We start from the raw sequence: 26,474 nt of genomic DNA, 5'->3' as shown, positions 1-26,474 counted from the left end.
ATTATGAATACAGTAAACACAACTAAAAAACCAACGCTTAAAACACTCTCGGGTTTTGCGTTGTTAGGTTTGAGTGCGCTTGCCCTCAGTGGCTGTGCCAATAAAGCCGTAGTCAGCTACGGAGACGCACAAGCTGTAGAAACAACTGATATTAACTTCGGTTCAACTGACTTACAAAAAGTCGCCAGTCAAATGACGGATTCACTGTTGGCATCACCTGTGGTCGGCACATTAACAGCTAATACTCGACCAATCGTATTTGTTGAACGTATAAAAAACAAAACCAGTGAACACATTGATACTGAATCAATTACCGATTCAATTTCAACACAATTATTGCGCAGTGGTAAATTTCGTTTTGTTGATATGGGTCGCGTAGAAGCCGCTCGAGAACAATTGAACTTTCAAAATGATGATGCCCTAGTAGACCCAACTAAAGCGATTGCATTTGGCCAACAAGTTGGCGCGCAGTATATGCTTTATGGCAACCTGTCGAGCATCGTAAAATCGAATGCTGATAAAGCCGACGTATACTATAAATTCACAATGCGCTTAATGGATTTAAAAAGTGGCTTAGTAGAATGGGCGGACGAAACAGAAATTCGTAAAACCCGCGAAAAATCAACCTTTGGCTGGTAATTCAGCTGAGGAGGTAAATGATGAATAAACTCATACTTGGGCTGTGTACAGCCCTGCTCATCAGTAATCCAAGCTTTGCCGCATACGAACGCAATAAAGCCGTTCCTGTCCAGCAAGTACTATTTGGCAGTGTTCAATCTGTACGTAATATTACCGAGCAAGAACTTGTTCAAGACAAAAATAGTGGCTGGAAAACCTTTGGCGGTGCATTACTTGGTGGCGTTATTGGTAACCAATTTGGCGGCGGCAGTGGTCGCACCGCAGCGACTATTCTAGGCTCGGTCATCGGTGGCAGTGTGGCGAACAACAGGCAACAAAGCAGCCATTATAATCAATACCATTTAGTCGAGTTAATGATCAAAGTTGAAAACGGTGAACAATTTATGGTGGTACAAGACAAAGACAATCAAATGATATTTAGAACTGGCGACAGCGTGCGCTTAGTGTATTTATCAGATAATACAGTCCGCGTTGATAAAGCCTATTAAGCTATTACATTAAACTAAAAAGCGAGCAGTATTAGTGCTCGCTTTTTAGTATTTATACTACGTTAGCTTTGTCTGTAATCGCTAAAAAAGCGTTGCATCTTACTCATAGCAGTCGTTAAATCATCTTTGTTAGGTAAAAATACCAATCTGAAATGATCTGGATTTGGCCAGTTAAATGCTCTTCCGTGAACCAGTAAGATCTTTTCTGCTTTGAGTAAATCTAAAATCATTTTTTCATCATTTTTGATATTAAAACGCTCAGTATCTACTTTGGCAAATGCGTACAATGCTCCTTTTGGTTTTGCACACGAAATACCTTCTATCGCATTTAAACCACGCCATGCAATATCACGTTGTTCGTATAAACGCCCACCGGGATTTATTAAATCATCAATCGACTGTACGCCACCTAATGCTTGCTGGATCGCATATTGTGCCGGCACATTGGCACATAAACGCATAGAGGCTAAAATATCTAAACCTTTACGTAAATCATCCATCAATGCAGTACGGCCACTTAATACCATCCAGCCCATACGCAAACCCGCTGCGCGATAGGTTTTTGCTAAGCCATTAAAAGTAATTATCGGCACATCATCACACAGTGCACCAATGGAGCTGTGCGTGATCCCATCGTATAAAATCTTCTCATAGATTTCATCACTCAATAACAATAATTTATGTTCACGTGCAATATCAATTAACTGCTGTAAAAGTGCGTCGTCGTATACTGCACCCGTCGGATTATTAGGGTTGATCAGCACTAATGCTTTAGTTTTTGACGTGATTTTACTGCGAATATCAGCAATATCAGGGAACCAATCTTGCTCTTCATCACATAGGTAATGGACTGGATTACCACCCGCAAGTTTGACTGAAGCGGTCCACAATGGATAATCAGGTGCTGGGATCAACACCTCATCATCATTATTCAGCAAAGCTTGGGTCGTCATTTGAATTAATTCACTGACCCCATTACCAATATAAATATTATCGACGTCTAGGTTATATAAACCACGTTGTTGGTAGTGCTGATAAATAGCCACACGGGCTGAGTAGAGGCCTTTGGAGTCACAATAACCTTGGGCTGAATACAAGTTACGAATAATATCGCGGTGCATATCTTCAGGCATATCAAACCCAAATGCCGCAGGATTACCAATATTCAATTTTAAAACTTTTTGGCCTTCATCTTCCATTTTGCGAGCCTGAACTAACACCGGCCCACGAATGTCATAACAAACGCCTTGTAATTTATGACTCTTTTTAATTTCTGACATTTTTACCTCTACTAGTGGAACAGCTAGATTAACCTAGTAGAGGGGCTAAATACCAGTGGATTTAATACCTCAAAACTGAAATAAATTCACGTCTGGGTATAGCTAACTAACGGCTTTGTAACCAATCAGTTAACTTAGCGGCTGATCCGGCAACTTGGTTGTCAAGCTGCTGAGCTGCCGCAAGCGCCTGAGAAACATCATTATTATTTAAGCTTTGTTCAATTTCTCTGGCCACCTGAGATAGACTGCTGGCACCAAACTGCGCGGCATTTGATTTTAAACTATGAGCATGGCGACTTGCGACTTGGATATCACTATGTATTGTAGCCAATACTTCAGAGCCTAATCGTTCAAATTCAGCACAACAAAAAGTCAGCGTATCGCTAAATTGCTCGCCTAATAACGATTCCATACTTTCCAATGCGCTTTCATCAATGACTATTGTATTCATTATTCATCCTTTTGTATTTAGCAACACTAAACCAGTAACTTATACTATTTTTATACTTTATCGTTCTATAGAAAAAAAACCAACTAATTGTCTCATTAAGCGTATAATTAGCGGGTTTTTCAACTTATTGCTACTAAACAAGATTCTTTTATGTCCCGTTCTTTGTGTGTTAATTGTAAATTTAGTCTACAAACGTGTCTTTGTGAAGATTTGTCGGTACTGGAAAATAAACTCAAAGTTATAATTTTGCAGCATCCTAGCGAAGTAAAGATCACTAAAAACACCGCCCGTTTACTCACATTGTGCCTAACGCAATACGACATCATGGTAGGAGAAACGCAGGCTGATTTTGCACAACTAAACACACTACCCGTTGCCACAACTGCATTACTCTACCCTGATGATAATGCCATCTTACTGGATGATGAAAGTACCGCAGCACCACAATTTAAAAGCCGGTTAAGTCATCTAATTGTAATCGATGGCACCTGGAAAAAAGCATTTAAGATCATGCAACTTACCCCAGCCCTTGCGGCTTTTAAAAAGGTCAGCTTTACGACGATCCCACAAAACCGATATCGTATTCGCAAAGCTCCCCGTGCAGATAGCCTCTCCACATTAGAAGCGGTTGCACATAGTTTAGCCTTGATTGAACATATTAACCCTGAGCCTTTATATCAGGCACTGGAAGCGCTCAACAGCAAACAAACCCAGTTTATGCCTGAGCATGTTAAAGCGCGTTATCAAGCCAAATGAGTGCCAGCAATCGCTTAAAGCGCGGGTTTTACCGCCAAGGACCGGATTACCGATTTGATGACCAAGTTGACTTTAGTGATATCCGCGATACATTTGGTTTTCGTACTATGGTGGTGGGTAAATGGGTCACCAAAGAAGAACGCTTTATTAGTGCTAATTTAATTTACGACGCACTAGCCGATTTAGCGCAAATACTGCAAGTGCCGCCAAAGACCATTGGTCTGAGGGGGAAACTCAATTTTGCTTTTGGCCATGGCGGGCAACAACACGTCCAAGCACATTATAATAGCCGTACTCGTACCCTTGCGCTGGCAAAAAATGCAGGCGGTGGCGCGCTGGCGCATGAATGGTTTCATGCGTTTGATCATCACATAACTAAACACATATTTCCCCAGCATTCGCCACAGCATTTTGCCTCTAAACTTTGGCTGGAGCACACGATTGAGCAAAGTCACCCACTAAACTTAGCATTAAATAAGTTTTACCAAGGGGTATTTCTAGAACCAACCGGTCAACACGCTAATCAGTATGTATTAGATTGTATAGAATTTGATAAACGCCATCAGCAGTTTTATATGAGTATGCCTGAAGAGTTAGCTGCACGTAGTTTTGAAGCATGTATTGCTTGTAATGAGCAGATCGTTAATCACTTTTTAGTCTCTGGGCTCAATAACTCAGCGCTAATTTACCCTAAGCGCGATAGCTTAAAAATTTGTAATAACGCGCTCAATGATTATTTTTCCCAATTAGGTCAACTACTTTTTCAAGATCATTGACAAATACGGTGGTGGTTTCAAGATTTTCTTCAAGCCACTGCATGTAATCGTCAAACGGTAATGGCCGTGAAAAAAAGTATCCCTGACCAACTTCACAGCCATAGCTTTGTAATTTAGCCATACTTTGGCTATCTTCTATCCCTTCAGCCACTACGTATGAACCCAGTGATTTGGCAATATCACAGGTAGCACGACAAATTGTTTGATCATTTTTAGAGTATTCAATATTCATTACAAATTGCTTATCTATTTTTATTTCATCAAAGCCCATTTTGCTCAAATACGCGAGTGACGAATACCCCGTGCCAAAGTCATCAATTGCTATTTTAACGCCAATTAAACAGTAATCATTCAGGGCATTTTTTATATCAACCCCCTCAAAGAGTGTTGCCGATTCCGTTAGTTCTAACATTACATTAGCCGGGTTGAGTTGATGCTCATTCAACAACGTTATAAATAACACGGGTAAATCTTTACGCAGCAAATCTTTAGCCGAAATATTGATAGATACAATATGCTCAGGCAATAATACAATCATTTTCTTTTGATATTGCAGTGCTTGCGTAATAACCCATTCGGTTAAATCTGAAATTATCCCTGATGATTCAGCAATAGGGATAAATAAATCAGGGGGAACATTACCCAACTGTGGATGCTCCCAACGTAATAAAGCTTCCGCGCCGTGCACTTTACCGGTGTTTAGATATATCTGCGGTTGAAAAAATAAACTAAGCTGATCGCATTCAATGGCTTCTTTTAAAGCTGATGCAATCGCAATGCGCCGTTGCGATAACGTCACATTCTCTATATTAAACATATGCCAGCGTTCACCATGAAGTGGTTTAACCGCCAATGCTTGCAGCCCTCGCTGGACTAGTTGTAATGAGGTACTGGCATGTAAGGGATAATTTGCTACACCAATTTCAACTTTATCAATTAAGTGAATGCGTTGATGAGTGAGACCCTCAGCAAAAACGCTATTGATCACACATACAAACTGCTCTACTTGGCTTAATTCTAACTTGCCGACTATTACAACCCCATAGGTGCTGTCATCTAACCTGGCAATACAACGGCTATGCTGAAGATTAGCTTCAACACACAGCACATTCATTGACGCTAATTGCTGGGCTAATTTGCCCATGGTTAATTTTATCTGCTCATTTACATGCTCATAGCCAAAATTTGCCCGAGCATTAATCAGTACAGCAGGCCTAAATAACAGTAAAGAATGCTCTGTTGATAATTTCACCTGACTATCAAGACGCTCTATTAGTAACTGTTTATTAGGTAATTTTGTATCGTCGTCGTGAGTGAGGCTGTAGCTATATTGCATAACACACTTACGCTCGTGAATGAGTAACACCATCACAAAAGTAATTACATTTAGCACCAGTAACATATCATTAAGTTGCTGTATCTGTGCACCTGCCACCAGCGTTGCTTGCCAACATAAAGTTTGTAAAACCACTGCAAACCAGACCAGTACAAACTTAAATTGCATCGCTTTTTTGGTATTACTAAGCCAATAAAAAAATAAATAACTCAGCACCACCAACATAGAACCCAAACACACGGTCACTACAGCAAACTGCACTGATTGCTTCATAAAACAGCTAAATAGTGCTGCAACACAAAATAAGCTTATATAAACTGTTAACTTATCTTGTCGAGCGTTTAAAAGATTTTGCGACTGTAAATAATGAATAAAGTAAAAGTTGACCACCCCTAAGGCTATAACTTGAAATGAAAACTGTAACTTTGTGTACCATAAAGACGCAAATTCAATATTAAAGTAATTCAACACCCCTTTTGCTATTAAAAACTCACTTAATACACACACTAGGTAAGCAAGTAAATAAAGCGATTTTGCTTGATGAGATAAACCGTATACAGTGCCAACAACGGCAAGACACAGCAGTAATAGCCCGGTAATTAAAAAGAAATTTCGCAGTTTCTTGTTTATCAAATTGGCAAATTCATTACCAGTTGCAAGGCCAATGCTCAGCCTGTCATCTTCACTATGGCGAGCGTAAATTACAGCCCAACGAGCCTCATCTTTAGGTAACAGTGCGTGTGGCAGTACTTTATCAACATAACGGTATGCATCATTTTTTACTTCAACTAACGGGTTGAAACTCTCATCAAGAATATAAAAATTAAGCTGCGCTAAATGGGAATTGTCTGCATAAATCACCTCAACTTTTGATTGCGACCGTTTATTTAAATCAACAATAAACCAATAACCTTGCTCTGCCTTGATACGAACATGTGATAAATCTGTTTTTGAATCGGTAGTTACAACTTGTTCTAGTAAAGGTTTGGTAGTTTGAAAGGGCGTATTTGCTGGCACTAACCAGCCACTGGCAGGCACTTCATCAGCCATCACAGACGCTGTAGCAGTAATGCTTAACAGTATTAAAAAAATCTTTATACAATATGCTCGCGCTAATATGCTTGCCTGATCCACTGTCACTCCATGTGCATTGAACAAATAGTAAATTATAAAAAGATAATTAAAGTATGGAGGTATTAAATGAAATAGCCAGTAAATAACCTGAACCGTGGATAATATATCAATAAAATGCTTAAGCAGTTTTTATGGTAGTAAAATCGAGTGAGTGTATTTCCAAGCAATAAAAAAGGCCTATCAAGTGATAAGCCTTTATTTTAAAACTATATTTTAATTAGTTACTATCATCACTAATACGACTTGCAACTGCGCTGGTTTGATCTTTATATTTGGCATCTTTGCGTGTATTGTACGGATTTTCAGCAGGACCTGACATGGTCTCAAAGCTCATAGCGCCGATTTTCATCATGGGCCGCAATGCCAACGGCAATTTACCGGAGTTATAAAACTCTAACACGATATTACCAGACCAACCGGGATCAATCCGATGGGCAGTCACATGCACCATTAAACCTAGACGTGCCAAAGATGAACGGCCGTCAAGCCAGCCAACGATATCTGCCGGCAACGTGACTTTTTCATAGGTCATCGCAAGGGCTAATTCACCTGGGTGTAAAAAGAATGCATCGCCCTCTTTTAACACGATTTCATCGCTCATTATTGATTCCATTGCTTTATTAAGCTGATCTTTCGGACCACTTAAATCAACATAAGCTGCTGTATGATCTTGAAATACACGAAACTTATTACCTAAACGTAAATCTGCCGTTACCCCAGAAATCATTTCATCGGTCGGACTTGGCTCAATAATAATACGCTGTTGGGCAATATATTCTTTAATATGGGTATCTGATAATCTCATTAGTTAATCATCCGTAATCACAATTTCGACTGAATTATGATGGGGTTGTTGATAGTAAAGCATACTGGCAATCAGCCGCGCAGCGTCAGCATAAGTTTCACTCACCGCAGCCTGATTATCCATGGCGATTAATTTGCCTTGCTCTGAGTATTCGCGAATATCAATCGCCAAAGGAATTTGCGACAACACTGGCACACCATGACGCTGAGCTAATTTTATTGCGCCATCCTTTCCAAATACATGGTTTGGTTCGCCGCAGTGTGAGCACAAAAAATGACTCATATTTTCAATCAAGCCCAATACTGGCACATTCACTTTATTAAACATGGCAATGCCTTTTTGCGCATCAGCAAGTGCTAAATCTTGCGGAGTCGTCACAATCACCGTGCCACTGGCAGGTACTTTCTGACTCATAGTAAGTTGAATATCCCCAGTTCCTGGTGGCATATCTACAATCAGGTAATCAAGCTCACCCCATGCAGTTTCATTTAACAGTTGCGTTAATGCGCCCGACGCCATCGGTCCGCGCCAAACTGTGGCATCATCACTAGGCACTAAAAAGCCAATTGATTGTGCTTTGATGCCATTAGCGTCAAATGGTAGCAATTGCTTGTCATTTTTAGCCGTGGGTGTTGCTCCTTCAAGGCCTAGCAACATTGGAATAGACGGGCCATAAATATCCGCATCTAAAATCCCCACTTTCGCGCCTTCAGCTTTGAGTGCGCCCGCTAAATTTACCGCGGTGGTTGATTTACCCACACCACCTTTGCCTGATGCAATCAACACAATATGTTTTATCGCTTTGAACTTACATGCTTCAGTCAGCTCAATGCTTGCGTTAATTGTCACTGCTTGATTAAGTTGTTGGCTTACAAACGCTGCTACCTTTGGCATTTCAGATAACGCAGCAAATGGCAGCGTTAAATGAAGCAATATTGATTTATCATTTTTTGATTCAATGCTTTTAATGAATTTTTCATCAATGCCGACAGCAAAAGCGGCACTGCGATACCCTGCTAAGGCAGTAAGAATCGGTTGTTTTTGCACCGATTTAGAGGAGAATAGTTTCGACAATCCAAACATAACAATAAAATAGTGTTTCTTTGATGAAAATTGCCTCGGAATTATGTAACATTCAGGGCATTAACACCAGTCAATTAATGAAAATCGGCCAACCACGAAGGTGTTTCCTTTAGGTTTGCTGATAATATTATGATTTTCATCCGTTCCTTAACAGGAACCGTCAATTCGGAATGATTATGGCACAGCGAAAGATCCTCATTACCAGTGCATTACCTTATGCCAACGGCCCAACACATTTAGGCCATTTATTGGAATATATTCAGACTGATATCTGGTCACGTTTTCAAAAACTACAAGGCCACGAAGCTTATTATGTTTGCGCCGACGATGCCCATGGCACGCCAATTATGCTCAATGCACAAAAGCAAGGGATCACGCCGGAAGAAATGGTAAAAAATGTCAGCATTGAACGTCAACGTGACTTTGCAGACTTCAATATTAAATTTGATAACTACCACAGCACCCACAGCCAAGAAAACAAAGAATTCAGCGAGCTTATTTATAATCGCTTAAACGATGCCGGTCATATCAAAAAGCATACTATTTCACAGTTATTTGACCCTGAAAAAGGCATTTTCTTACCCGATCGCTTTGTAACTGGTACGTGCCCAACTTGTAAGTCTGAAGACCAAAATGGCGACAGCTGTGACGCATGTGGCGCAACATATAGCCCAACAGAGCTTATCAACCCGCGCTCTGTGATGTCAGGTGCTGAGCCAGTACTTAAAGACTCTGAGCATTACTTTTTTGACCTGCCAGCATTTGAAGGCATGTTAAAAGAGTGGCTTCACTCCGGCACTATTCAGCAAGAAATGGCTAACAAACTAGACGAATGGTTTGCCGATGGCCTGCAACAGTGGGATATCAGCCGCGATGCGCCCTACTTTGGCTTTGAAATCCCTGGTGCGCCTGGTAAATATTTTTATGTCTGGCTTGATGCGCCAATTGGTTACATGGCCAGCTTTAAAAACTTATGCGACAAACAAGGCATCGACTTTGATGCATTTTGGCAAGAAGGCTCTGACGCTGAGCTTTACCACTTTATCGGTAAAGATATTATCTACTTTCACAGCTTATTTTGGCCAGCAATGCTTGAAGGCGCAAAATTCAGAAAGCCAACCAATGTATTCGCGCATGGTTTTGTAACGGTTAATGGCGCTAAAATGTCTAAATCGAAAGGCACGTTTATTAAAGCGCGTACATATTTAGACAACCTCGACCCTGAGTTTTTACGTTATTACTACGCTGCTAAACTTAACAGCGGCATCACCGATCTTGACTTAAACTTAGAAGACTTTGCACTACGTGTAAATTCAGACTTAGTTGGTAAAGTGGTTAACATTGCCAGCCGTTGCGCCGGTTTTATTACTAAAAAGTTTGACGGTAAATTAAGTGACACTGTCATGGAGCCGCAATTATTAGCTGAATTCCAAGCAGCTACCGATACCGTTGCTCAGCACTATGAAAACCGTGATTATAGCCGTGCTATTCGTGAAATAATGGCGCTTGCTGATAAAGCAAACCAATTTATTGATACCTCAGCACCATGGGTATTAATCAAAGACGAAACGAAACAAGAACAAGCTCACCAAGTGTGTTCGCTTGGGCTTAACTTATTCCGCGTGCTAATGACTTACTTAAAACCAGTATTACCGGGTATGGCGGCAAACGTAGAAGACTTCTTAAATGATGATCTATCTTGGCAAGGCGCGCAAACTGCGCTTGTTAGCCACCCGATCAATAAATTTAAACCGTTAATGCAACGTGTAGAAATGGATAAAGTAAATAAAATGGTCGAAGAATCAAAAGAAAGCTTACTCGCTGCAAAAGACAAAATCGATCCAAACAGCCCTTTGGCAAAAGAGCCTATTGCAGCTGAAATCGAATTTGACGATTTTGCCAAAGTAGATTTACGTGTAGCTAAAATAGCCAAAGCAGAGCACGTTGAAGGCGCTGATAAGCTACTTAAACTAACGCTCGACTTAGGCGGCGAAACACGCCAAGTATTTGCTGGTATTAAATCAGCTTATGCGCCAGAAGATATTGAAGGCAAACTAACGGTTATGGTTGCCAACCTGAAGCCACGTAAGATGCGCTTTGGCATGTCAGAAGGCATGGTACTAGCAGCAGGCCCTGGCGGTAAAGAAATCTATATTTTAAACCCAGACGACGGCTCAGAGCCAGGTATGCGTGTAATGTAATTCGACTTTAACTAGTTAACACTAAAAAGCCGTTGTTTTAAACAACGGCTTTTTTAATTGCCACAACAAATTGTTTTTCCAGCACATAAAATTGTAGGTGCTGAAGTTAGCGACCTGCGGCTACCCGGTTAACTTAAAGTTTGGATGACCATAGCCAAATCATATAATTGGTAAAAGAAAAAATTATAAGTGGCATACCGAAAAACATTAGACCAAAATAAGGCCCTGTTAGTGCTGATATTAAGTAGTAACCTACACCTTTAAAAGGCTCACCTGAAATTAACTCAAATATACTTCTTAAAAAGCTCGATAAATACAGAGCTAGAAAGCCCATGCCCAAACCTAAAAGCTGTACTTGGTACTTTTTGGTTTGTCTGTGAGTTATTGGAGCAAAGTAATAGCCAACTATAAACCCTGAAAGTGCGCAAAAGCTACCGACGAGATCTGTGCCCAGCCAAATGAATAGTGGCCAACTGGCGAAAGATAAGATGACTGCATATTTCAGCCTTTCAGAAACTCTCAATATGGGCACCATGTTTAGTTAAGTTAACACGCGCATAAATTGCGGAAAATGCTTGGCTATAATTAGCGAAGAATGAGCGCCAGCCAAGCGTTTGAAGTCATTTCTGATGCGTTTATTATACCTTCTTTATCGGTAATTCACTTATTTTATAGACTCGAAAAGGTCCCATACAAAAAGTGATTAAGCCATCATTTTTCTTCGGAGCTCGGTAATTCACAGTAATATAAGCCTCATTTATCGTATCAGTCTTAATTGTAAAGGTTGATACTTTATAATCAGCTAGCTCATGATTGCTTTCAAAAGCATGTGGTTCAGAAATAATTGTAGGAACATACAAGGTTACCCTATCAATTTCACCTAGAGAGATTACAGCTCTTACAGCCTCAGCAACACCATAATTAACAGGGTAATAAACCGTTATTTCTGATAAATCAGCGAAATTATCTTGAGTTATAAACGCCGCTACTTTCTTTATTTCGCTTTTTTTATCACAAGAAAAAGTTGATATTGAAGTAAATAAAAATAACAAAACTAAAAGTTTCACTGAGCTTCCTTGAAGGTATAACAATTTTATCTACGACATTTATCTTTTTACAAACAGAAAAATATCCATATATTATAATGCATTTATCTTAGCTATCAAACAGATACCTGTAAACAACTAGTTAACTTCACCTCATTTTTTACAAATGCAGCAATATACAAAAATGCTAGAGATCAGTAATATCTGACAAAATCATAAACACTATTTTTATATACAGTTTATTGTTAGGTGAGAGTCAACAACGCTAAATTTAATCGCTAAGCTATTTTAAGTTTTAGCGCTGTTATTTTTTGCACTACTATCTTTTATCAGTGCTATCCTTTACCAGACTATAACAGCGCTTACTATTACTGTAATTCTTTTAGAAGCCTGTTTTTACGTGGTAAATAATAGTCATCGTAATCCAGTGAAACTATCACCCGCTTTGCCCTTCCGAGCAATTCAGCTCTTGGTACTAAGCCTATTACTCGTGAATCAGCACTGTTATCACGGTTATCCCCCATTGCTAAATACATATCTGTAGGGATGATAAGTGGATCAAAATTTTGCATATAAGAGCGCTGCTTAGCGAGTTTTACGGTATGTTTTATGCCATGCAAATTCTCTATTTCCACTCGGTTTATGGCGGTTTCAGCTACAGTTTCGTAATTAAGCTTTTCACCATTAATAACAAGTTGATTATTAACTAAAGCAACAGTGTCGCCCGGTACACCTATTACTCTTTTTATTAGGCGATTTTGTGCAGCAACAGAATCAAATACAATAATATCACCGGCCTGTGGCTCGGCTAGTTTAACCAGCGAAATTTTAGTAAAAGGCACTCGTAGGTCATACGCCATTTTATCTGTCAATATACGGTCGCCCTCAACAATGGTTGGCTGCATTGAACCTGTGGGTACTTCGTACCAGTCAGCCACTGCACTTCTAAGAACACACATCAGCGAGATAAATACGATTAACGAGCGGTTATTTTTCCATATTTTATAAAGGTATTTCACAGTTTTGTTCCATAAGTTAGTATGTTATTTAATAGACAAAGCAGATATTTATCAGTTCAATCAACTTTGTAACAAGGCGTGTATTACTTTTATTAATTAAGGCTTATAAACTAATACCAGTCGTTTTTCGTAGTGATTTTTTAGTTCTTTTGATGGATACTATTTGGAAACAAATAATAATAACTACGTATATATGGAAATTACACAAGACAGACCAGCGCAAGCTAGCAAAGCTAAGTTTTGCTTAGACTTACTGCCAGGTAAATTAATCGACATTCAGTTCACCAACCCATTAAGTGTCAGATTTAAACTCTCTTTAGTTGGCTATGAAGCTGGTAAGTATTTAATTTTAAAGTACCCTGTCCAAGCAAAAAAAAGCCAATATGCTGATGTGTTAAAAGAAGGCAATGGCGCAATTGTACGCTATATAGTCGAAGGTGAACGTGGGGAGTGCGTCGCTTTTTCGACCACTATATTAGCTATTTCTTTTCGACCAGAAAAATTACTTTACCTTGCTTACCCTAAGAATATTGAGAGTAGGCAACTGCGTGAAGTCAGCCGTTTACAAACCCATATACCAGCAAAGATTAGCATTAATAAATCGCATACTTATGACAGTGAAAATCTATTGCAAGGTTTGATCATCGATATTTCACCGACTGGTTGTCGCTTTACTGTGCATGTTAATTCAGGGTTTTTAGCGCTTAAAAAACGCCCCGTGTTTGTGCATGTTCTATCGCCTATCGACAACAGTGCCGTGGTGATCAGTGCGCATGTGCGCAACAATCAAATGCAGGGAGATCGTTTAAGTGTGGGCATCGAGTTTGCCGCACATGAACAACAAAAAATGCAAAACTTATTGGCCGCTTACACGATAGACATTGCTTAATAATTGCATGCTTAACAAATGAGAGTAACTAAATGTACTCTCATTGATAGCTCGTTATTGGTTTTTCAACTGCTGCTTAGCTTTTTCAAGCTCACCTTCACCAATACCAAGTGAATCAGCGGCTTCTTTGATTAAATGAGGCTGAGTCATTACCAAGCCCATTAGTGCTTGTAACTTCTCTGGTGGAATACCGAGTTGCTGCACAAGTGCCATTGCCATCATTGGGTTTTGAGTAAATGCTTGAAAAAGTTCGTGTACTTTTTCATCGCTAACATTGTGCTCTTTTAATGTTGCTATAATTGGGTTCATGTTTTTGCCTTAAATCGCTTTATAGTTGCCCATAGTTATATGGGCAAATATTGGTTTTTAAACTACTGAACTAATAATACAACTTTTCCGGCATTTTCGTTTCGTTCAAGAATCGCGTGTGCCTCACCAGCGTCTTGCCAAGGCAACGTTTTATAAATATTAAAATCAAACTGTTGATTTGCTATATCGTCATAAAATTTTGCTACAAACTCATCGCGTAGTTGGCGTTTAAACGCTTGACTGCGATTGCGCAGTGTTGAGCCATGAAACGAAATACGCTTTTGTAACAAGAGTGCAAAATCTACTTCTGCGAAGCGACCATCTAAAAATGCCAGCATAATTATTTGGCAATCCATTGCAGCGATTGCTGCATTTTTACTTAAATAGCGCCCAGATACCGGATCAACAATCACGTTCGCCGTTAAACCATGGTTTTGCATGTAAGCAACAAAATCGTCGGTTTTGTAGTTGATTACATGATCGGCACCAAGCGCTTTGGCATGTTCGCACTTTTCATCGCTACCTGCGGTAATAACAACCGTTGCCCCAATACGTTTAGCCATTTGTATAGCTGCCCCACCCACGCCACTTGCGCCTGCATGGATCAGTGCTGTTTGCCCTGCTTGTAACTTACCAAGTTGAAATAACGCACCAAACGCGGTTAAATATACTTCGCTGATCGCTGCACCTTGCGCCATAGTTAAATCACTTGGTAAAGCCATTAATTGTGCGGCATCGACCGCCACATATTCGCTATATGCACCGCCTGCACACAAAGTAAATACCGCTTTATTAAGCCAGCTTTGATCAACCTCGGTGCCAAGCTCAATCACAGTGCCTGCGCATTCAAGCCCTAGAATGGGGCTGTCGCCCTGTGGCGCTGGATACTTACCTTGACGTTGCATACAATCAGCGCGGTTCACGCCGATAGCAGCAACTTTAATTAACACTTCATTAGTTTTTAATTGCGGTTTAGCGGTGTCGCTTAATGTTAAATGCTGATCTTGATGAGAAATAAATTGCATTGCAGCTCCTGAATTGATGAGTTAATCGATTTTACGCCACACTTCGGCTTCAACTAACTTACCATTTTCTGTTAAAGAATGATGCCACAAATCTCCTTCAATTTTGTAATCAAAAGCCATGGTTTTGCCAAGCAACGATTCAATGTTACCGTAAACAAAAGTCTCTACAAATTGTTGGTTTTTTAAGGTGTACTGCCCGCCACCTGCATAATGAAACTGGCCATTTTTTTGGGTGATGTAATTAAAATGAGTGGCGGTTATTAGTTTAACTGAGGTCAACTCTGGTGCTTTGGCAGTCACATAACCTTGTTCAACTGCATATTTCCCTTCCACAAACTCCCAACTACCTAATAGCGGGTTAGCTAAAACCAGCGGTGAGGTGATGAGTAAACTTGCTAATAATAGAGATTTCATGATTTTCCTTGGATTTTGTTTTATGAAACTTTACCTTTTTACACGCCCAAAATTAATCAGACTTATGGGTAATAACCCCCGGCTAAAATCGCCAACTTTGTTTGTATGGATACACATCAGCCAATTGCCCAGCATTGATATCAGCTTGGCACTGCAGCCAAAAATCAGGACTAAATAAGTCTTGATGTTGCTGGCAAAAATGACTAAATGCTTGCTGATCAGCACTAAAAAACACTTTAAACTGACTCGGGAATACATCATTTTCGGCAACATCAAAGTAGCTTTCGCTGCTTAGTTCATCAAAACTATTTTCACTGCTCGGTAAGTCTCTAAAGTTACAATCCGTTAATGGGCAAATTTCATCATAATCATAAAATACCACGCGCCCCCAACGGGTCACACCAAAGTTTTTCATCAACATATCACCGGGGAAAATATTAGCCCCGGCTAACTCTTTAATCGCCTTGCCGTAATCAAGCATTACATTATTCAGTTGTTTATCGTCACATTGATTGATGTATAAATTAAGTGGTGTCATTTTGCGCTCAACGTATACATGCTTAAGCACTAAGGCTTTATTTGCAATAGCCATACTTGAGCCGATACTCGCTCGCATATGGGTAAGCAATTCATCGCTAAAACGATTTAAATCAAATGCTAAATAGCGAAATTCATGAGTGTCGACTAAACGGCCGACTCTATCCGCTTGTTTTACAAAGTCGTATTTTGCCATCACCTGTGCTTTGGTTGATGTTTTAGGCGCGCTAAATTTATCTTTTATTACCTTATAAACATAATCTGAGCCAGCAGTGGTAAATACTAGCATCACCATGCCTGGCGTGCCGGGGGCAATAATGTACTTATCATCTATTGGACTATTGTTGGTGGTGTCGACCTTATAGCGATAAAACTCTGTTTTGGCATGTTTAATAAAGCCAATGGCATTGAATAATTCAAATCGTTGCTTATGTGGCATTAGCACTGATAAGTAATCTACGTAGCGCGCGGGTTGGTCGGTATCAACCATAAAGTAGGTGCGAGCAAAGCCGAATAATAAACTCAGTTGATCTGCACCCATCATCACCGCATCAAGCTTTAAACCGCTTTGGGTATGTAAAATAGCGACAGCAAAGGGCATGTTATCGCCATTTTTAGCGATACAACGACCTATTAAGTAGCAGGCTTTATTTCTAAAAAACAGTGAATTAGCGTATTCAATATAGCCATCGTTTAAATTCATCAGCTCATACACTTGACGACATTGCTGCTGCGCACCTAACGCCAAAGTACGCTGCAAAATATCAACATCATGAGCTAAATCTGTAAATCCAACCCGAAAAGCTTGTCGATAAATAAGTTGCTCCACCGCCTGGCTAAAGCCATTTTGCAATGAAATACGACTTACTAAATTATCAAATGGCCGAGATTTAGCGCGGTATTTGGCTTTTAAAACAAATAAGTGCACGGTGCGAATTTTTTTATCATCCCAAATCGAGCCAAAAGTTGAATTAAAAAATGTATGCGCAATCGGTTGGTTTTCATGATCTTGCACCATTTGGCCATAAATATGCTTTGCCTGCTGCCACAGTCGCGGATCGTTGAGCTCTTTAAATGCAATGACTCGCACCGCTTCACTAACATTTTTAACTTGCCTTTCATATACTTGTAAACGCTCACGCATTGCCGATTGTACATTTTGCCATTGCCGTTGCTCAAAACGACTTTGTGCACCTAAGGTAATATTTAAAAACTCAGCAAACATCGCTTCAAAGCCTGCGAATACGGCACGCGCTAATTTGGTCGCAATGACTTGCTCAATTGCGTTGCTAGTTTGAGTCGATAACGTATTTGCTGTTTTTAGCTCTAGCATATTTCTATCACTTATGATGACTATGTCTATTTAGTGGTTTACACACCTTAGCAAGCACGCTTTAATTTAGATAATTAATACAGCGAATGAATAAGATTGATCAAATGAATATAAGAAATGTCGATCTCAACTTGCTTGTGTACTTAAATGTACTGATAGATGAGCGAAATGTCTCGAAAGCGGCAAATAAATTAGCATTAACCCAACCTGCAATGAGTAATGCACTAAAACGTTTACGTGATTTATTTGACGATCCGCTCCTAGTTCGTGCCGCAGGCTCTATGACTCCTACTGCAAAAGCGCTGAGTTTAAAACCTGAAATAGAAGCGCTGTTAAAAATGGCTGAGGCAATAACCCAACCCAGTGATATGTTTGATCCAACCACTGGCGAACTCACCTTTAGAATTATGGCGAATGATTATTTAGAATCAACGCTAGTCGCGCCTTTTATTACCCAGCAACTCAATAAACATCCAGGACTTAATTTTGATGTGCTTAGCCCCAGCGATGTTAGCCTGCAAGATATGGAAAAGGGCAGCATTGACTTAGCCATCAATCGCTTCAACGGCCTACCACGGTCTTTTCATCAGGCCAGTGTCTGGCGAGATAACTATTGCTGTTTAATGCATCCAGCTAACCCATACTTAAAACAGCCTGATCTAGAGCAATACTTAGCGTCAGAGCATATTTGGGTAAATCGTGCAGGCTGGGGGGCTGAAGCTGCCGTCACGAATAAATCAGGTAGCCAAAAGCTGGGATGGGTAGACGAAGCTCTTTGGCAGCTTGAACAAACCCGTCATATTCGGGTGTTTACTCGTCATTACATGGTGGCAAGTTTACTATGCCAATCGCCACAACTGATCGCCACACTACCAAGACGACAAGCAATGCTGCTAACTAAACATACCGAGTTAGTGATTAGTCCTGTGCCGTTTCAAATTGTCCCAATTGAAGTAAAAATGCTGTGGAGCCCATTACTGCATCATGCCAGCCCACACCAATGGTTACGCCGCGAACTGCAAGCGTTCGCTAATACGATTGCTGATCGCTAGAAAGCTCTAATTAAAATGGAGCTCTCTCGTTATTATTGATTAAATCAATATCAGTTATTGAAAACAACAATTTCATAAATAGTGTGCTTAGGGCTACAGTGAAGTCATACCAAATGAGTTAACCACTAACACTGAGAGACAACATTATGATGCAAACTACAGCAAGCTTCACCCAACAAGACGGATTATTTATCGACGGCCATTTACATGCGTTCATCGAACAACAACTTTGTAAGCAAACCACCCTTGAGTGTAATGATGTTTACCAAGCATTGGCGACTCTGGTTGATGAATTTGGCTGTCAATGTCGTAAAAACAAACATTTTGACAATGACAGTTTAGATGTACAAACGTTATTGCATGCGTATCAAGTTGAGCATAATCACCCGCATTGTCATGTTGATGCACAAACAACAACTGCGGTATTAGATGAATATTGCTGTCAGGTGCCAGCTATTATTGTTGTTGCTTTAATGGATACATTAAGCGGTACACCAAGCGATGAACACAATGCAAAAGCAATTTATCAACGTGCTGCAACACTGACTAATCGCCCTTGCATGTATCGTGCAAAGCTCTACAACGCCAATGCAGCGTAGTTCATGAAACTTTTAAACGCTCGATTATCCTTTGTGTAAAATCACTGCAACTGAGGATGGTCGAGTTTTGCTGCTCTGCCTGTAAATCAAAGGTCACTTCACCGGCTATAAATGTCTGTTGCAAAGCCAGCTCTATACTGTTGGCCGCTTCGTGCCAATTCATAAACTGTAGCATCATCACCGCACTTAAAATACTACTGGTAGGATTTGCACTATTTTGTCCAGCAATACGCTCAAACGTACCATGAGTTGGTTCAAAAAAAGCCACTTCATTATTTAAATTTGCTGCGGGCATAATACCAATACCACCCACTTGTGCAGTCAACATATCTGCTAGATAATCGCCATTTTGGTTGGTTGTTACCACTACATCAAATTGCTCAGGATTCATTAACGCTTGCTGGAGCATGTTATCTGCAATCACTTCTTTAATAACTAACGGTGCCAAGCCCTCACGCGGTATTTCTAGCCAACGGCCATTACTGTGTGGTATTGCTGAGAACTCAGTTTGCGCTACGGCAAACCCCCAACGCTTAAACGCACCATCAGTAAATTTAAGTACATTGCCTTTATGCACAACCGTTACCGAGTCACTATTTTGTTCAAGCGCATACGCTATTGCATAGCGCACTAGCCGCTCTGACCCTTCTTTAGAAATATTTTTAATGCCAATACCACATTGTTGATCAAAGCGCAGACGGGTTACGCCCATTTCTTGGCATAAAAAATCCAGCATTTTTTCGGCTTCGACACTGCCAGCTTGCCATTCAATTCCAGAGTACACATCTTCAGAGCTATCGCGGATCACAACAATATTGGTATTTTCAGGTTTTTTTAACGGTGACGGTAATGCGCAATAGCCTTTAATCGGCCGCATATTTACAAATAAATCCATTTCATGACGAAGAGCAACATTGAGTGAACGAAAACCTCCGCCAATCGGCGTGGTTAAAGGCCCTTTAATCGCTATTTTAAATTGCCGAACCGCATGAATCGTCTCTTGCGGAAACCAATCCCCATCATATAGCTGCGCAGCTTTTTCACCGTTAAAGACTTCCATCCAGTGAATTTTTCGCACTCCTTGATAACATAACTGCACAGCATGGTTCACAATGTCACGCATACAAGGGGAGATATCCTGCCCTACTCCATCACCATCAATATAAGCAATGATCGGCTGCGACGGAATATGCCACACGCCTTTATTATCAATGCTAATTTGTTCACCCTGAGGTGGGATTTCAATGTGTTGATAACCCATAACCTGCCATATTTTTATTATAAAATATCATATAAACATTAAACCATGGTTGGCAGTGAGTGTCGTGGTTTTAGCATCTATACTTATCATTCAACAATAAAATAGTGAACGGATTTTATCCTTTACTCGGTCTTTTGTGAGCAATTAAAAACCATTAAGTACCAGATATGAAACTGTTTAATCGAATTTTATTCGTTACTTGTTTAGCGAGTACATCTGTTTTCGCAGCCCAGCTTGATCCTCAAGGATTAACCGAGCTGTCAAAAAGCAAGCAGCAGATAATACTGCAATGGCTGAATTTTAGTCTTGAGCAAACTCAGGCAACTTTAGGCCCACTGCCATACTCTAATTTACCCATTTATTTACACCCTCGGTATATTGCATTTGAACCCGTGCCTTGGGGAAGTGTGCGCCGTGGTGATCCAGATGGCATAGAGTTACATTTTGATCGCTTTGCCAGTTTTACACAATTACGCGATGACTGGACCCTCTACCATGAAATGGCACACCTTTACTTACCGTTACTACCCTATTCGGGCTTCTGGTTAAGTGAAGGATTTGCAACCTATATGCAAAATATAATAATGCGTGATAGTAAAGTGATCACTAGGAAGCAATTTATACAACGACTATCTGCAGGGCTTGAACGCGGACGTCAGCAAACTCGAACAAAGCAACAGCCATTAAGTGAACTTGCCGACGATATGTGGCAACAAGGTGCACAACAAAGAGTTTATTGGAGTGGTAGCGCATTTTTTATTGAAGCAGAGCTGGCTTTACAGCAACAAGGACAAAGCTTGACACAATTAATAAAACGCTATCGCGAGTGTTGTTATAGCTCAAAAACAACAGCAAAAAAACTGATCACAACATTTGATCAGCTTTCACGCAGCGCCATTTTTTCAACCTTATATGCCCGTTATACACAGCGTACTGATTTTCCGGACATTACCCGTGAGCAGCTTATTTTACTGAGGTGAGTGACATAAAATATCATCAATTTCATCAAACACTTGATAAACTAAATGGCTATCTAACATCACGCTATCGGCTTTAAGGGCTTTGTCTAACTTGATTGCATGTTGGTACAATGTTTCGCACTCAAACATTCCAGCAGTTCCTTTTAGCATATGAACACTTTGTGCAAACCCTGTCATATCGCCATCTGTATATTGCTTGGTTATTGTTTCTCGCTGCTTTTTAAGCCCTTCTATGTACACCTGTTTAAGCACCTCAAATTCATGCTCTGGCAATTTTACATCTTCAAGCATTTCGATATCTAAATAACTAGCAATTTTATGACTAAATTCACTGCGGTCAATTGGTTTGCCTATATGATCAATAAACCCTTGTTTTAGATAGCGATCAACTTCATGCTTCATAGTATTTGCTGTAAGGGCAACAATGGGTGTCGTTAATCCTGTTGCCTGCATAATATGAATCGCTTGTTCACCATCCATTACTGGCATTTGAATATCTAATAAAATCAAATCAAATTGATGATCTAGCGTAGCTTGCACTGCATCTTTGCCATTTTCTACCGCAGTAACCGTTAACCCCATTCGCTCTAAAATACGTTTGATCAGTTCACGGTTTTCAGGATGATCTTCCGCTACCAGCACTTCACCCACGAGATTTCGCTGATCTTGACTTGGCAGCTCTTTTTCTTTGCTTATAGAGATCTCATCAAAACTATTGATCCAACGCACTCGTTCAGGCATATATAGCGCGATATTGAGGCTAAACTCACTGCCACTGCCAACATGGGAATGAGCGGTGATATTACCATCTAACTTTTCGGCTAAACTTTTTGAAATATTTAAACCGAGTCCTGTACCGCCATATTTACGTGAGATCGATGAGTCAGCCTGATAAAACGGCGTGAACAAGTCTTGTTGCTCAGCCTCTGTCATCCCAATGCCGGTGTCTTTAACTTTAATGATAAGCTGCTCTTTAGTGCAACTCACCACTAATTGAATATGCCCTACCGTGGTAAATTTTAATGCATTAGCTGTTAAGTTTAACAATATTTGTCGTAATCGGGTTGGATCAGAAATAATCCAATCAGGCAGTGGGAATTGGTAATCAACTTTAAATTTAAGACCTTTATCACGAATTTGTTTGCCTAATAGCGATTCTATATGCGCAATGGTTGCAAATAAGTCAGTCTCGACTAAATCAATTTCAAGGCGATTGGCCTCTATTTTTGACATATCAAGTATGTCGTTTATGAGTCCTAAAACATGGCGGCTGTTTTGTAAAATAACCCGAATACCATGATTTCGTTCGTGAGGCTTAATATCGCCTAAAATAATACCATCTGCGTAGCCTATAATAGAGGTCATTGGCGTACGTATTTCATGACTCATATTTGCTAAAAAACGGCTCTTAGCTTCACTGGCATCAGTGAGTTCTGACGCCAATTGTTGTAACTCCTGCGTACGCAATTGCACTTTTTGCTCGAGGTTTTTAGTAAGCTCAACATTCTCATCATGTAAAATACTAAATTTATTTGCCACTGCAAACGCGAGTAACATCGCATCTAAGGCGGTGCCAATCAAACCTAATAGGTACAAATCGATTGCAATCGGCGTCAGTACACCTAAATTAGTTAAATTTCCCACCATATTAGGAATTGCCATCGCTAGGTAAGCAAAGACAAAGTATCGCGCGGGTTTAAAACCACTCATCCAACTGCGAACCCCTATGTACATGCCTAAGCATAAGGTGCACCCCGTTACTATTGTTGCCCAAATAAACCCAAAACCTGGCCACATAGCAGCGAAAGGCAAACCTGCGGTTGCCACCACAGCTAATATAATTGATGCTTTGGCTAATTGTGGAAAACTGTCTTTTAGCTTAAGCAAATTATTGAAAAATAATATGTTAGTTAATGGTATTAAAACAAACCCTAGCCAATGAAAATGGGCATTATAAAAACCAAATAGTTGATCTGGAATATGGAAAAACTGGCTCCAGGCAAATACCCAGCATGCTGTAAATAAGGCGTAATAAAGGTGGGTTACATCCCGTGCGCCAAAATATATTAATAAGTTATACAAACCCAGCGCAATGCCTACTCCAAAGCACAACATCATCACCATATTTTCGATGGTGACCTGGGTAAAGAAGTCTGCATAGGGTTTTAATACCAGTTTAGGAGGAGTGTAAAAGTAGTCACTTTCATACTTGGTGATCAAAAAGTAACGCTTGCCTGGTGTAAGGGCTATTTTATTGCCGTAATGAAAAGCAAATTCGTTTTTTTCAATCCCCCCTGTTACGTAACGCGCGGCCTCAGATGTGGGATCGGCCATATCATATACACGTGTTTCAATACGCGATACTAAGGTGTTGTAAGGGAACAACACTAATTCAGCTAGCTGAGTCTGATTTTCAAGTTCGACAACTAACCAATAACTTCCGCCATAATATGTGGTACTTGTTTGTGGTTTTTTATTGTCAAGCCACGTCGCAACCTGAGTGCTGTTATCAGGAAACCCTTCATAACTTGCCGCTAATAAGGTACCAACTTGAAACAAATTTATATCTTGTTGTTGCTCTGTATAAACAAACACATCCGCTGACTGTGTTGCTCGCACTTCGCAGACATATATTGTTAGCAAGCCTAAAAAGACTACATAGCAAAAACCTTGTATTGCTTTTAACAGCATACAATACGCCTCAGTTTAATGACAAAAAGATTAGAACTGATAACTGATATCCAAACCATAGCGGCGACCTTCCCCTTTAAAATCTTCCAACATGCCAAGGAAAGAGCTCAAATCAAACTTCAAATTACTGTACTCACTGGCAAATAAATTTTTCCCCCACAGTACAAAACCTAGGTTATCTAATTGATAACGAATATTACCATTGACTAAACTGTAACCATCTTGCATAGCATACGGATTTTGGTTTTGATCAAAATAATAGTCTGATTGATAATCCACTAGTAATTGTGTTGTTAAGGGATTACCAGCAAGCTCTAAACGATATTCTACGCCTGCACTCACATTCCACTTTGATGTAAATGGCAGCCGATTATGAGTCAAACTGTTACCCAAAGGATCAACAAATTCTTCAAATTCCGCATGGGGAATGTAACCCATCGCAAAACGCATTGAAAGTGCTTTAGTCGCTTGATAATCGAGTTCAGCTTCAAGGCCATAGATCACTGAATCACCAACGTTTTCTAATAATTGCACGGGTGGCTTTTGTGGTGAGTCTGATGGTTGGTTCATAAACACTTGCTGATCATTGTAATCATAATAAAAAGCAGCCCAATTAAACCGCACACCTTGCTCAGGCCACCATGATTTAGTACCAATTTCATGCGCATTGAGACGCTCTTTGCCATAGTCAGCTAATTCGGCTTGCTCTGGGGAAGATAAAAACCCGCCATTATAACCCCCACTTTTAATCCCATTTGCAAAACGGTAATAGCCATGGGTTGTATCGTTAATAAGGTAGTTCACAGCAAACTGGCCAGAAAAACCATTATCGGATTGCTCGCCTTGCACATGATAAAATGGCACTAAAACCCCTGCTAAATCACTCGGATCAACTACCATATTTAATTGTGCCACTGAGTCATAATCAAGTGACTCATAGGAATAACGTAGTCCAACACTTAGCAACCAATCTGAATTAAGTTGATAGTCTAACTGGCTGAAAGCGGCAATATTTTGCGTGTCAATTTGGTTATCATAGAAGAAGGTTGCGGTTAAGTCGGTGGCTAATATACCGCGATAATCTCTTAAAATATCGTTAATATTATCTTGTTTGATTGATTCATCTGCGTAATATAAACCACTGGTTAAAGTATGTTTGTTCCATTGCGTTTGCAAGCGTAACTCTTGGCTAAATAAGTGAGTATCTAAACCTAGATTTCCTTCGCATAATCGCGCTGGTGAGCCATCACAATTAAATGCATGATCGCGCTCTAATTGGTTATAACTACTAATCGAAATAATTTCGTTAAACTCATTTAATTGCCAATTAATATGTGCACTAAACCCTTTACCATCCGTTTTATGCGGAGAATCGTTATTAACTTTAACCGTGTAAAAGTCATCACTGGCATCATTGAAGCCAAAGTTATCATAGCAATTTGTCGAACCAGCTTCGCTAGGACTACATAACTGACCTGTTAATGGATCCGCCACTACACCGATATTACCGACAGGCTGCACAATACCCTGCCAATCTTCGAGGTGCGCTTGTAACAATACCTGTACAGTATCAAACTCACTTAATAGTGATAGCCGTGCATTGGTTTGTTGCATTCCAGCGGTAGGTGATTGTGCAAAAGTATTGGTGGTTGAATAGTCATAGTCTTGATGATTTAAAGCAACACGAAACGCGCTGTTATCACTTAATTGATTGTTATACATAGCATCAATACTAAACGCGTTATTATTTGCTATACCCGCTGTTAAATACCCCGACTCGTTAAATTCAGGGCGTTTAGTGCGAATTAAAATTGCTCCGCCAGTTGAATTGCGGCCAAATAAAGTCCCCTGCGGACCACGCAAAATATCCACTTGCTCAATATCAAAGAAGTTAACGATCTGATTACTTGCAGATCCTACGGCAATGTCGTCTACATAAATAGCCACAGGCGAGGTGTTCGCCGTATTGTAGTCAACTAAACCAACCCCCCGGATATTTACCGCCGGTGGCGTACCTTCAGCCGCATTTTGGCTGATTTTTAAATTAGGCGCGAATACCGATAACTCTGTTGAATCTTTATAATGTTGATTTTTAAGGCTATCACCTTTGACCTGACTAATGGCAATACTAACATCTTCAATTGCCTGCGCGCGTTTTTGGGCGAACACCTCAATGACTTCGAGGCTTTGGCTAGAGCCACTCGAATCGTCATTTTTTGCCTGTGCAGCCACAGCAAAAACGAGGCTCGACGAGCACAGCAGCAATATATGATTTGAAAAAGGATAACGTTGGCTTTTCATTAGATGGTGAACCTTAATACCGACAATGTAAAGATATTGTAATTATTTACGATTATAGACTAATTTATT

General features: G+C 40.1%; 24 protein-coding genes. 9 read left to right on the top strand and 15 right to left on the bottom strand.

Features of this window, described 5'->3' with window-relative positions; translation table 11 throughout:
* Window positions 1-3: 3 nt before the first annotated feature.
* Both lpoB and H5158_RS00705 read left to right on the top strand, forming a co-directional pair.
* Entirely contained in the window at window positions 4-639 is a 636-nt protein-coding gene (lpoB, locus tag H5158_RS00710) for a penicillin-binding protein activator LpoB (protein WP_145233716.1), read from the top strand.
* Window positions 640-659: 20 nt separating this feature from the next.
* Window positions 660-1,127: a glycine zipper 2TM domain-containing protein gene (locus H5158_RS00705; protein ID WP_149981188.1), complete on the top strand. Its 468-nt coding sequence runs from the start codon at window positions 660-662 to the stop codon at window positions 1,125-1,127.
* A 62-nt stretch (window positions 1,128-1,189) separates the two neighbouring features.
* Here H5158_RS00705 and H5158_RS00700 read toward each other — a convergent pair whose 3' ends face one another.
* Both H5158_RS00700 and H5158_RS00695 read right to left on the bottom strand, forming a co-directional pair.
* Window positions 1,190-2,407 (bottom strand): pyridoxal phosphate-dependent aminotransferase, encoded by a 1,218-nt coding sequence (locus tag H5158_RS00700; RefSeq protein WP_145233714.1) that lies wholly within the window; start codon window positions 2,405-2,407, stop codon window positions 1,190-1,192.
* 106 nt (window positions 2,408-2,513) lie between these two features.
* Window positions 2,514-2,858: an Hpt domain-containing protein gene (locus tag H5158_RS00695; RefSeq protein WP_145233710.1), complete on the bottom strand. Its 345-nt coding sequence runs from the start codon at window positions 2,856-2,858 to the stop codon at window positions 2,514-2,516.
* A 150-nt stretch (window positions 2,859-3,008) separates the two neighbouring features.
* On the opposite strand from H5158_RS00695, the gene H5158_RS00690 reads away from it, so the two are divergent.
* Window positions 3,009-3,614 (top strand): tRNA-uridine aminocarboxypropyltransferase, encoded by a 606-nt coding sequence (locus tag H5158_RS00690; RefSeq protein WP_182739233.1) that lies wholly within the window; start codon window positions 3,009-3,011, stop codon window positions 3,612-3,614.
* Entirely contained in the window at window positions 3,611-4,390 is a 780-nt protein-coding gene (locus H5158_RS00685; RefSeq protein WP_182739232.1) for a CLCA_X family protein, read from the top strand. The genes H5158_RS00690 and H5158_RS00685 overlap by 4 nt, the downstream gene beginning before the upstream one ends.
* Here the strand turns inward: H5158_RS00685 and H5158_RS23645 are convergent.
* From H5158_RS23645 to apbC, 3 genes are all read right to left on the bottom strand, one after another.
* On the bottom strand, window positions 4,341-6,860 hold the full coding sequence (locus tag H5158_RS23645) for a bifunctional diguanylate cyclase/phosphodiesterase (RefSeq protein WP_182739231.1): 2,520 nt from the start codon (window positions 6,858-6,860) through the stop codon (window positions 4,341-4,343). The genes H5158_RS00685 and H5158_RS23645 overlap by 50 nt on opposite strands.
* Window positions 6,861-7,077: 217 nt before the next feature.
* Complete coding sequence (gene dcd / locus H5158_RS00675) at window positions 7,078-7,665, bottom strand: dCTP deaminase (protein WP_145233702.1); 588 nt, start codon at window positions 7,663-7,665, stop codon at window positions 7,078-7,080.
* A gap of 3 nt (window positions 7,666-7,668) precedes the next feature.
* The gene (gene apbC, locus H5158_RS00670; protein ID WP_182717906.1) at window positions 7,669-8,748 is read right to left on the bottom strand and encodes an iron-sulfur cluster carrier protein ApbC; all 1,080 of its coding nucleotides are present in this window, start codon (window positions 8,746-8,748) and stop codon (window positions 7,669-7,671) included.
* A 176-nt stretch (window positions 8,749-8,924) separates the two neighbouring features.
* Between apbC and metG the strand changes: the two genes are divergently transcribed.
* On the top strand, window positions 8,925-10,949 hold the full coding sequence (metG, locus tag H5158_RS00665) for a methionine--tRNA ligase (protein ID WP_149981018.1): 2,025 nt from the start codon (window positions 8,925-8,927) through the stop codon (window positions 10,947-10,949).
* A gap of 133 nt (window positions 10,950-11,082) precedes the next feature.
* On the opposite strand, the gene H5158_RS00660 is transcribed toward metG, so the two are convergent.
* From H5158_RS00660 to lepB, 3 genes are all read right to left on the bottom strand, one after another.
* The gene (locus H5158_RS00660; protein WP_182739230.1) at window positions 11,083-11,472 is read right to left on the bottom strand and encodes a hypothetical protein; all 390 of its coding nucleotides are present in this window, start codon (window positions 11,470-11,472) and stop codon (window positions 11,083-11,085) included.
* 115 nt (window positions 11,473-11,587) lie between these two features.
* The gene (locus H5158_RS00655) at window positions 11,588-12,016 is read right to left on the bottom strand and encodes a hypothetical protein (protein WP_182717908.1); all 429 of its coding nucleotides are present in this window, start codon (window positions 12,014-12,016) and stop codon (window positions 11,588-11,590) included.
* A 347-nt stretch (window positions 12,017-12,363) separates the two neighbouring features.
* Window positions 12,364-13,014 carry a signal peptidase I gene (gene lepB / locus H5158_RS00650; RefSeq protein WP_182739229.1) on the bottom strand — a complete coding sequence of 217 codons (651 nt, stop codon included), beginning with the start codon at window positions 13,012-13,014 and terminating at the stop codon, window positions 12,364-12,366.
* A gap of 163 nt (window positions 13,015-13,177) precedes the next feature.
* On the opposite strand from lepB, the gene H5158_RS00645 reads away from it, so the two are divergent.
* Window positions 13,178-13,903, top strand: coding sequence for a flagellar brake protein (locus H5158_RS00645; RefSeq protein WP_257325865.1), 726 nt, complete (start codon window positions 13,178-13,180; stop codon window positions 13,901-13,903).
* Window positions 13,904-13,957: 54 nt separating this feature from the next.
* Here H5158_RS00645 and H5158_RS00640 read toward each other — a convergent pair whose 3' ends face one another.
* From H5158_RS00640 to aceK, 4 genes are all read right to left on the bottom strand, one after another.
* Window positions 13,958-14,212 (bottom strand): DUF2999 family protein, encoded by a 255-nt coding sequence (locus tag H5158_RS00640; protein ID WP_149981015.1) that lies wholly within the window; start codon window positions 14,210-14,212, stop codon window positions 13,958-13,960.
* 62 nt (window positions 14,213-14,274) lie between these two features.
* Window positions 14,275-15,237, bottom strand: a complete 963-nt coding sequence (locus tag H5158_RS00635; protein WP_182717911.1) for a zinc-binding dehydrogenase — start codon at window positions 15,235-15,237, stop codon at window positions 14,275-14,277.
* Window positions 15,238-15,258: 21 nt separating this feature from the next.
* Window positions 15,259-15,651: a hypothetical protein gene (locus H5158_RS00630; protein ID WP_182717912.1), complete on the bottom strand. Its 393-nt coding sequence runs from the start codon at window positions 15,649-15,651 to the stop codon at window positions 15,259-15,261.
* Window positions 15,652-15,733: 82 nt separating this feature from the next.
* Window positions 15,734-17,521, bottom strand: coding sequence for a bifunctional isocitrate dehydrogenase kinase/phosphatase (gene aceK, locus H5158_RS00625; protein ID WP_149981013.1), 1,788 nt, complete (start codon window positions 17,519-17,521; stop codon window positions 15,734-15,736).
* Between the two features lie 104 nt (window positions 17,522-17,625).
* Here aceK and H5158_RS00620 point away from each other — a divergent pair, with 104 nt between their 5' ends.
* Both H5158_RS00620 and H5158_RS00615 read left to right on the top strand, forming a co-directional pair.
* Entirely contained in the window at window positions 17,626-18,573 is a 948-nt protein-coding gene (locus H5158_RS00620; RefSeq protein WP_145233680.1) for a LysR family transcriptional regulator, read from the top strand.
* 149 nt (window positions 18,574-18,722) lie between these two features.
* Window positions 18,723-19,172, top strand: coding sequence for a hypothetical protein (locus H5158_RS00615; RefSeq protein WP_149981184.1), 450 nt, complete (start codon window positions 18,723-18,725; stop codon window positions 19,170-19,172).
* 1 nt (window position 19,173) lies between these two features.
* Here H5158_RS00615 and icd read toward each other — a convergent pair whose 3' ends face one another.
* Entirely contained in the window at window positions 19,174-20,433 is a 1,260-nt protein-coding gene (icd, locus tag H5158_RS00610) for an NADP-dependent isocitrate dehydrogenase (RefSeq protein WP_182739228.1), read from the bottom strand.
* A gap of 167 nt (window positions 20,434-20,600) precedes the next feature.
* On the opposite strand from icd, the gene H5158_RS00605 reads away from it, so the two are divergent.
* Window positions 20,601-21,413: a hypothetical protein gene (locus H5158_RS00605; RefSeq protein ID WP_149981011.1), complete on the top strand. Its 813-nt coding sequence runs from the start codon at window positions 20,601-20,603 to the stop codon at window positions 21,411-21,413.
* Here H5158_RS00605 and H5158_RS00600 read toward each other — a convergent pair.
* Together H5158_RS00600 and H5158_RS00595 are read right to left on the bottom strand one after the other, a co-directional pair.
* Window positions 21,402-24,104: a 7TM diverse intracellular signaling domain-containing protein gene (locus H5158_RS00600; RefSeq protein ID WP_182739227.1), complete on the bottom strand. Its 2,703-nt coding sequence runs from the start codon at window positions 24,102-24,104 to the stop codon at window positions 21,402-21,404. The genes H5158_RS00605 and H5158_RS00600 overlap by 12 nt on opposite strands.
* A 30-nt stretch (window positions 24,105-24,134) precedes the next feature.
* Window positions 24,135-26,405, bottom strand: coding sequence for a TonB-dependent receptor (locus tag H5158_RS00595; RefSeq protein ID WP_145233672.1), 2,271 nt, complete (start codon window positions 26,403-26,405; stop codon window positions 24,135-24,137).
* Window positions 26,406-26,474 lie beyond the last annotated feature (69 nt).

Source organism: Pseudoalteromonas sp. SR45-6, assembly GCF_014163545.1.
Taxonomy (GTDB): Bacteria; Pseudomonadota; Gammaproteobacteria; order Enterobacterales; family Alteromonadaceae; genus Pseudoalteromonas; species Pseudoalteromonas rhizosphaerae.
Note: the sequence above shows the minus strand (reverse complement) of the source record. Positions and strands in the feature narration are given on the sequence as shown.

Excerpts from the sequence above, each read along its gene's own strand:
- H5158_RS00605 (WP_149981011.1), top strand. The coding sequence starts at position 20,601 with ATGAAACTGTTTAATCGAATTTTATTCGTTACTTGTTTAGCGAGTACA.
- H5158_RS00635 (WP_182717911.1), bottom strand. The coding sequence starts at position 15,237 with ATGCAATTTATTTCTCATCAAGATCAGCATTTAACATTAAGCGACACC.
- dcd (WP_145233702.1), bottom strand. The coding sequence starts at position 7,665 with ATGAGATTATCAGATACCCATATTAAAGAATATATTGCCCAACAGCGT.
- H5158_RS00620 (WP_145233680.1), top strand. The coding sequence starts at position 17,626 with ATGAATATAAGAAATGTCGATCTCAACTTGCTTGTGTACTTAAATGTA.
- H5158_RS00685 (WP_182739232.1), top strand. The coding sequence starts at position 3,611 with ATGAGTGCCAGCAATCGCTTAAAGCGCGGGTTTTACCGCCAAGGACCG.
- H5158_RS00630 (WP_182717912.1), bottom strand. The coding sequence starts at position 15,651 with ATGAAATCTCTATTATTAGCAAGTTTACTCATCACCTCACCGCTGGTT.
- lpoB (WP_145233716.1), top strand. The coding sequence starts at position 4 with ATGAATACAGTAAACACAACTAAAAAACCAACGCTTAAAACACTCTCG.
- H5158_RS00615 (WP_149981184.1), top strand. The coding sequence starts at position 18,723 with ATGCAAACTACAGCAAGCTTCACCCAACAAGACGGATTATTTATCGAC.
- H5158_RS00600 (WP_182739227.1), bottom strand. The coding sequence starts at position 24,104 with ATGCTGTTAAAAGCAATACAAGGTTTTTGCTATGTAGTCTTTTTAGGC.
- apbC (WP_182717906.1), bottom strand. The coding sequence starts at position 8,748 with ATGTTTGGATTGTCGAAACTATTCTCCTCTAAATCGGTGCAAAAACAA.
- H5158_RS00640 (WP_149981015.1), bottom strand. The coding sequence starts at position 14,212 with ATGAACCCAATTATAGCAACATTAAAAGAGCACAATGTTAGCGATGAA.
- icd (WP_182739228.1), bottom strand. The coding sequence starts at position 20,433 with ATGGGTTATCAACACATTGAAATCCCACCTCAGGGTGAACAAATTAGC.
- H5158_RS00700 (WP_145233714.1), bottom strand. The coding sequence starts at position 2,407 with ATGTCAGAAATTAAAAAGAGTCATAAATTACAAGGCGTTTGTTATGAC.
- H5158_RS00705 (WP_149981188.1), top strand. The coding sequence starts at position 660 with ATGAATAAACTCATACTTGGGCTGTGTACAGCCCTGCTCATCAGTAAT.
- metG (WP_149981018.1), top strand. The coding sequence starts at position 8,925 with ATGGCACAGCGAAAGATCCTCATTACCAGTGCATTACCTTATGCCAAC.
- aceK (WP_149981013.1), bottom strand. The coding sequence starts at position 17,521 with ATGCTAGAGCTAAAAACAGCAAATACGTTATCGACTCAAACTAGCAAC.
- H5158_RS00690 (WP_182739233.1), top strand. The coding sequence starts at position 3,009 with ATGTCCCGTTCTTTGTGTGTTAATTGTAAATTTAGTCTACAAACGTGT.
- H5158_RS00595 (WP_145233672.1), bottom strand. The coding sequence starts at position 26,405 with ATGAAAAGCCAACGTTATCCTTTTTCAAATCATATATTGCTGCTGTGC.
- H5158_RS00695 (WP_145233710.1), bottom strand. The coding sequence starts at position 2,858 with ATGAATACAATAGTCATTGATGAAAGCGCATTGGAAAGTATGGAATCG.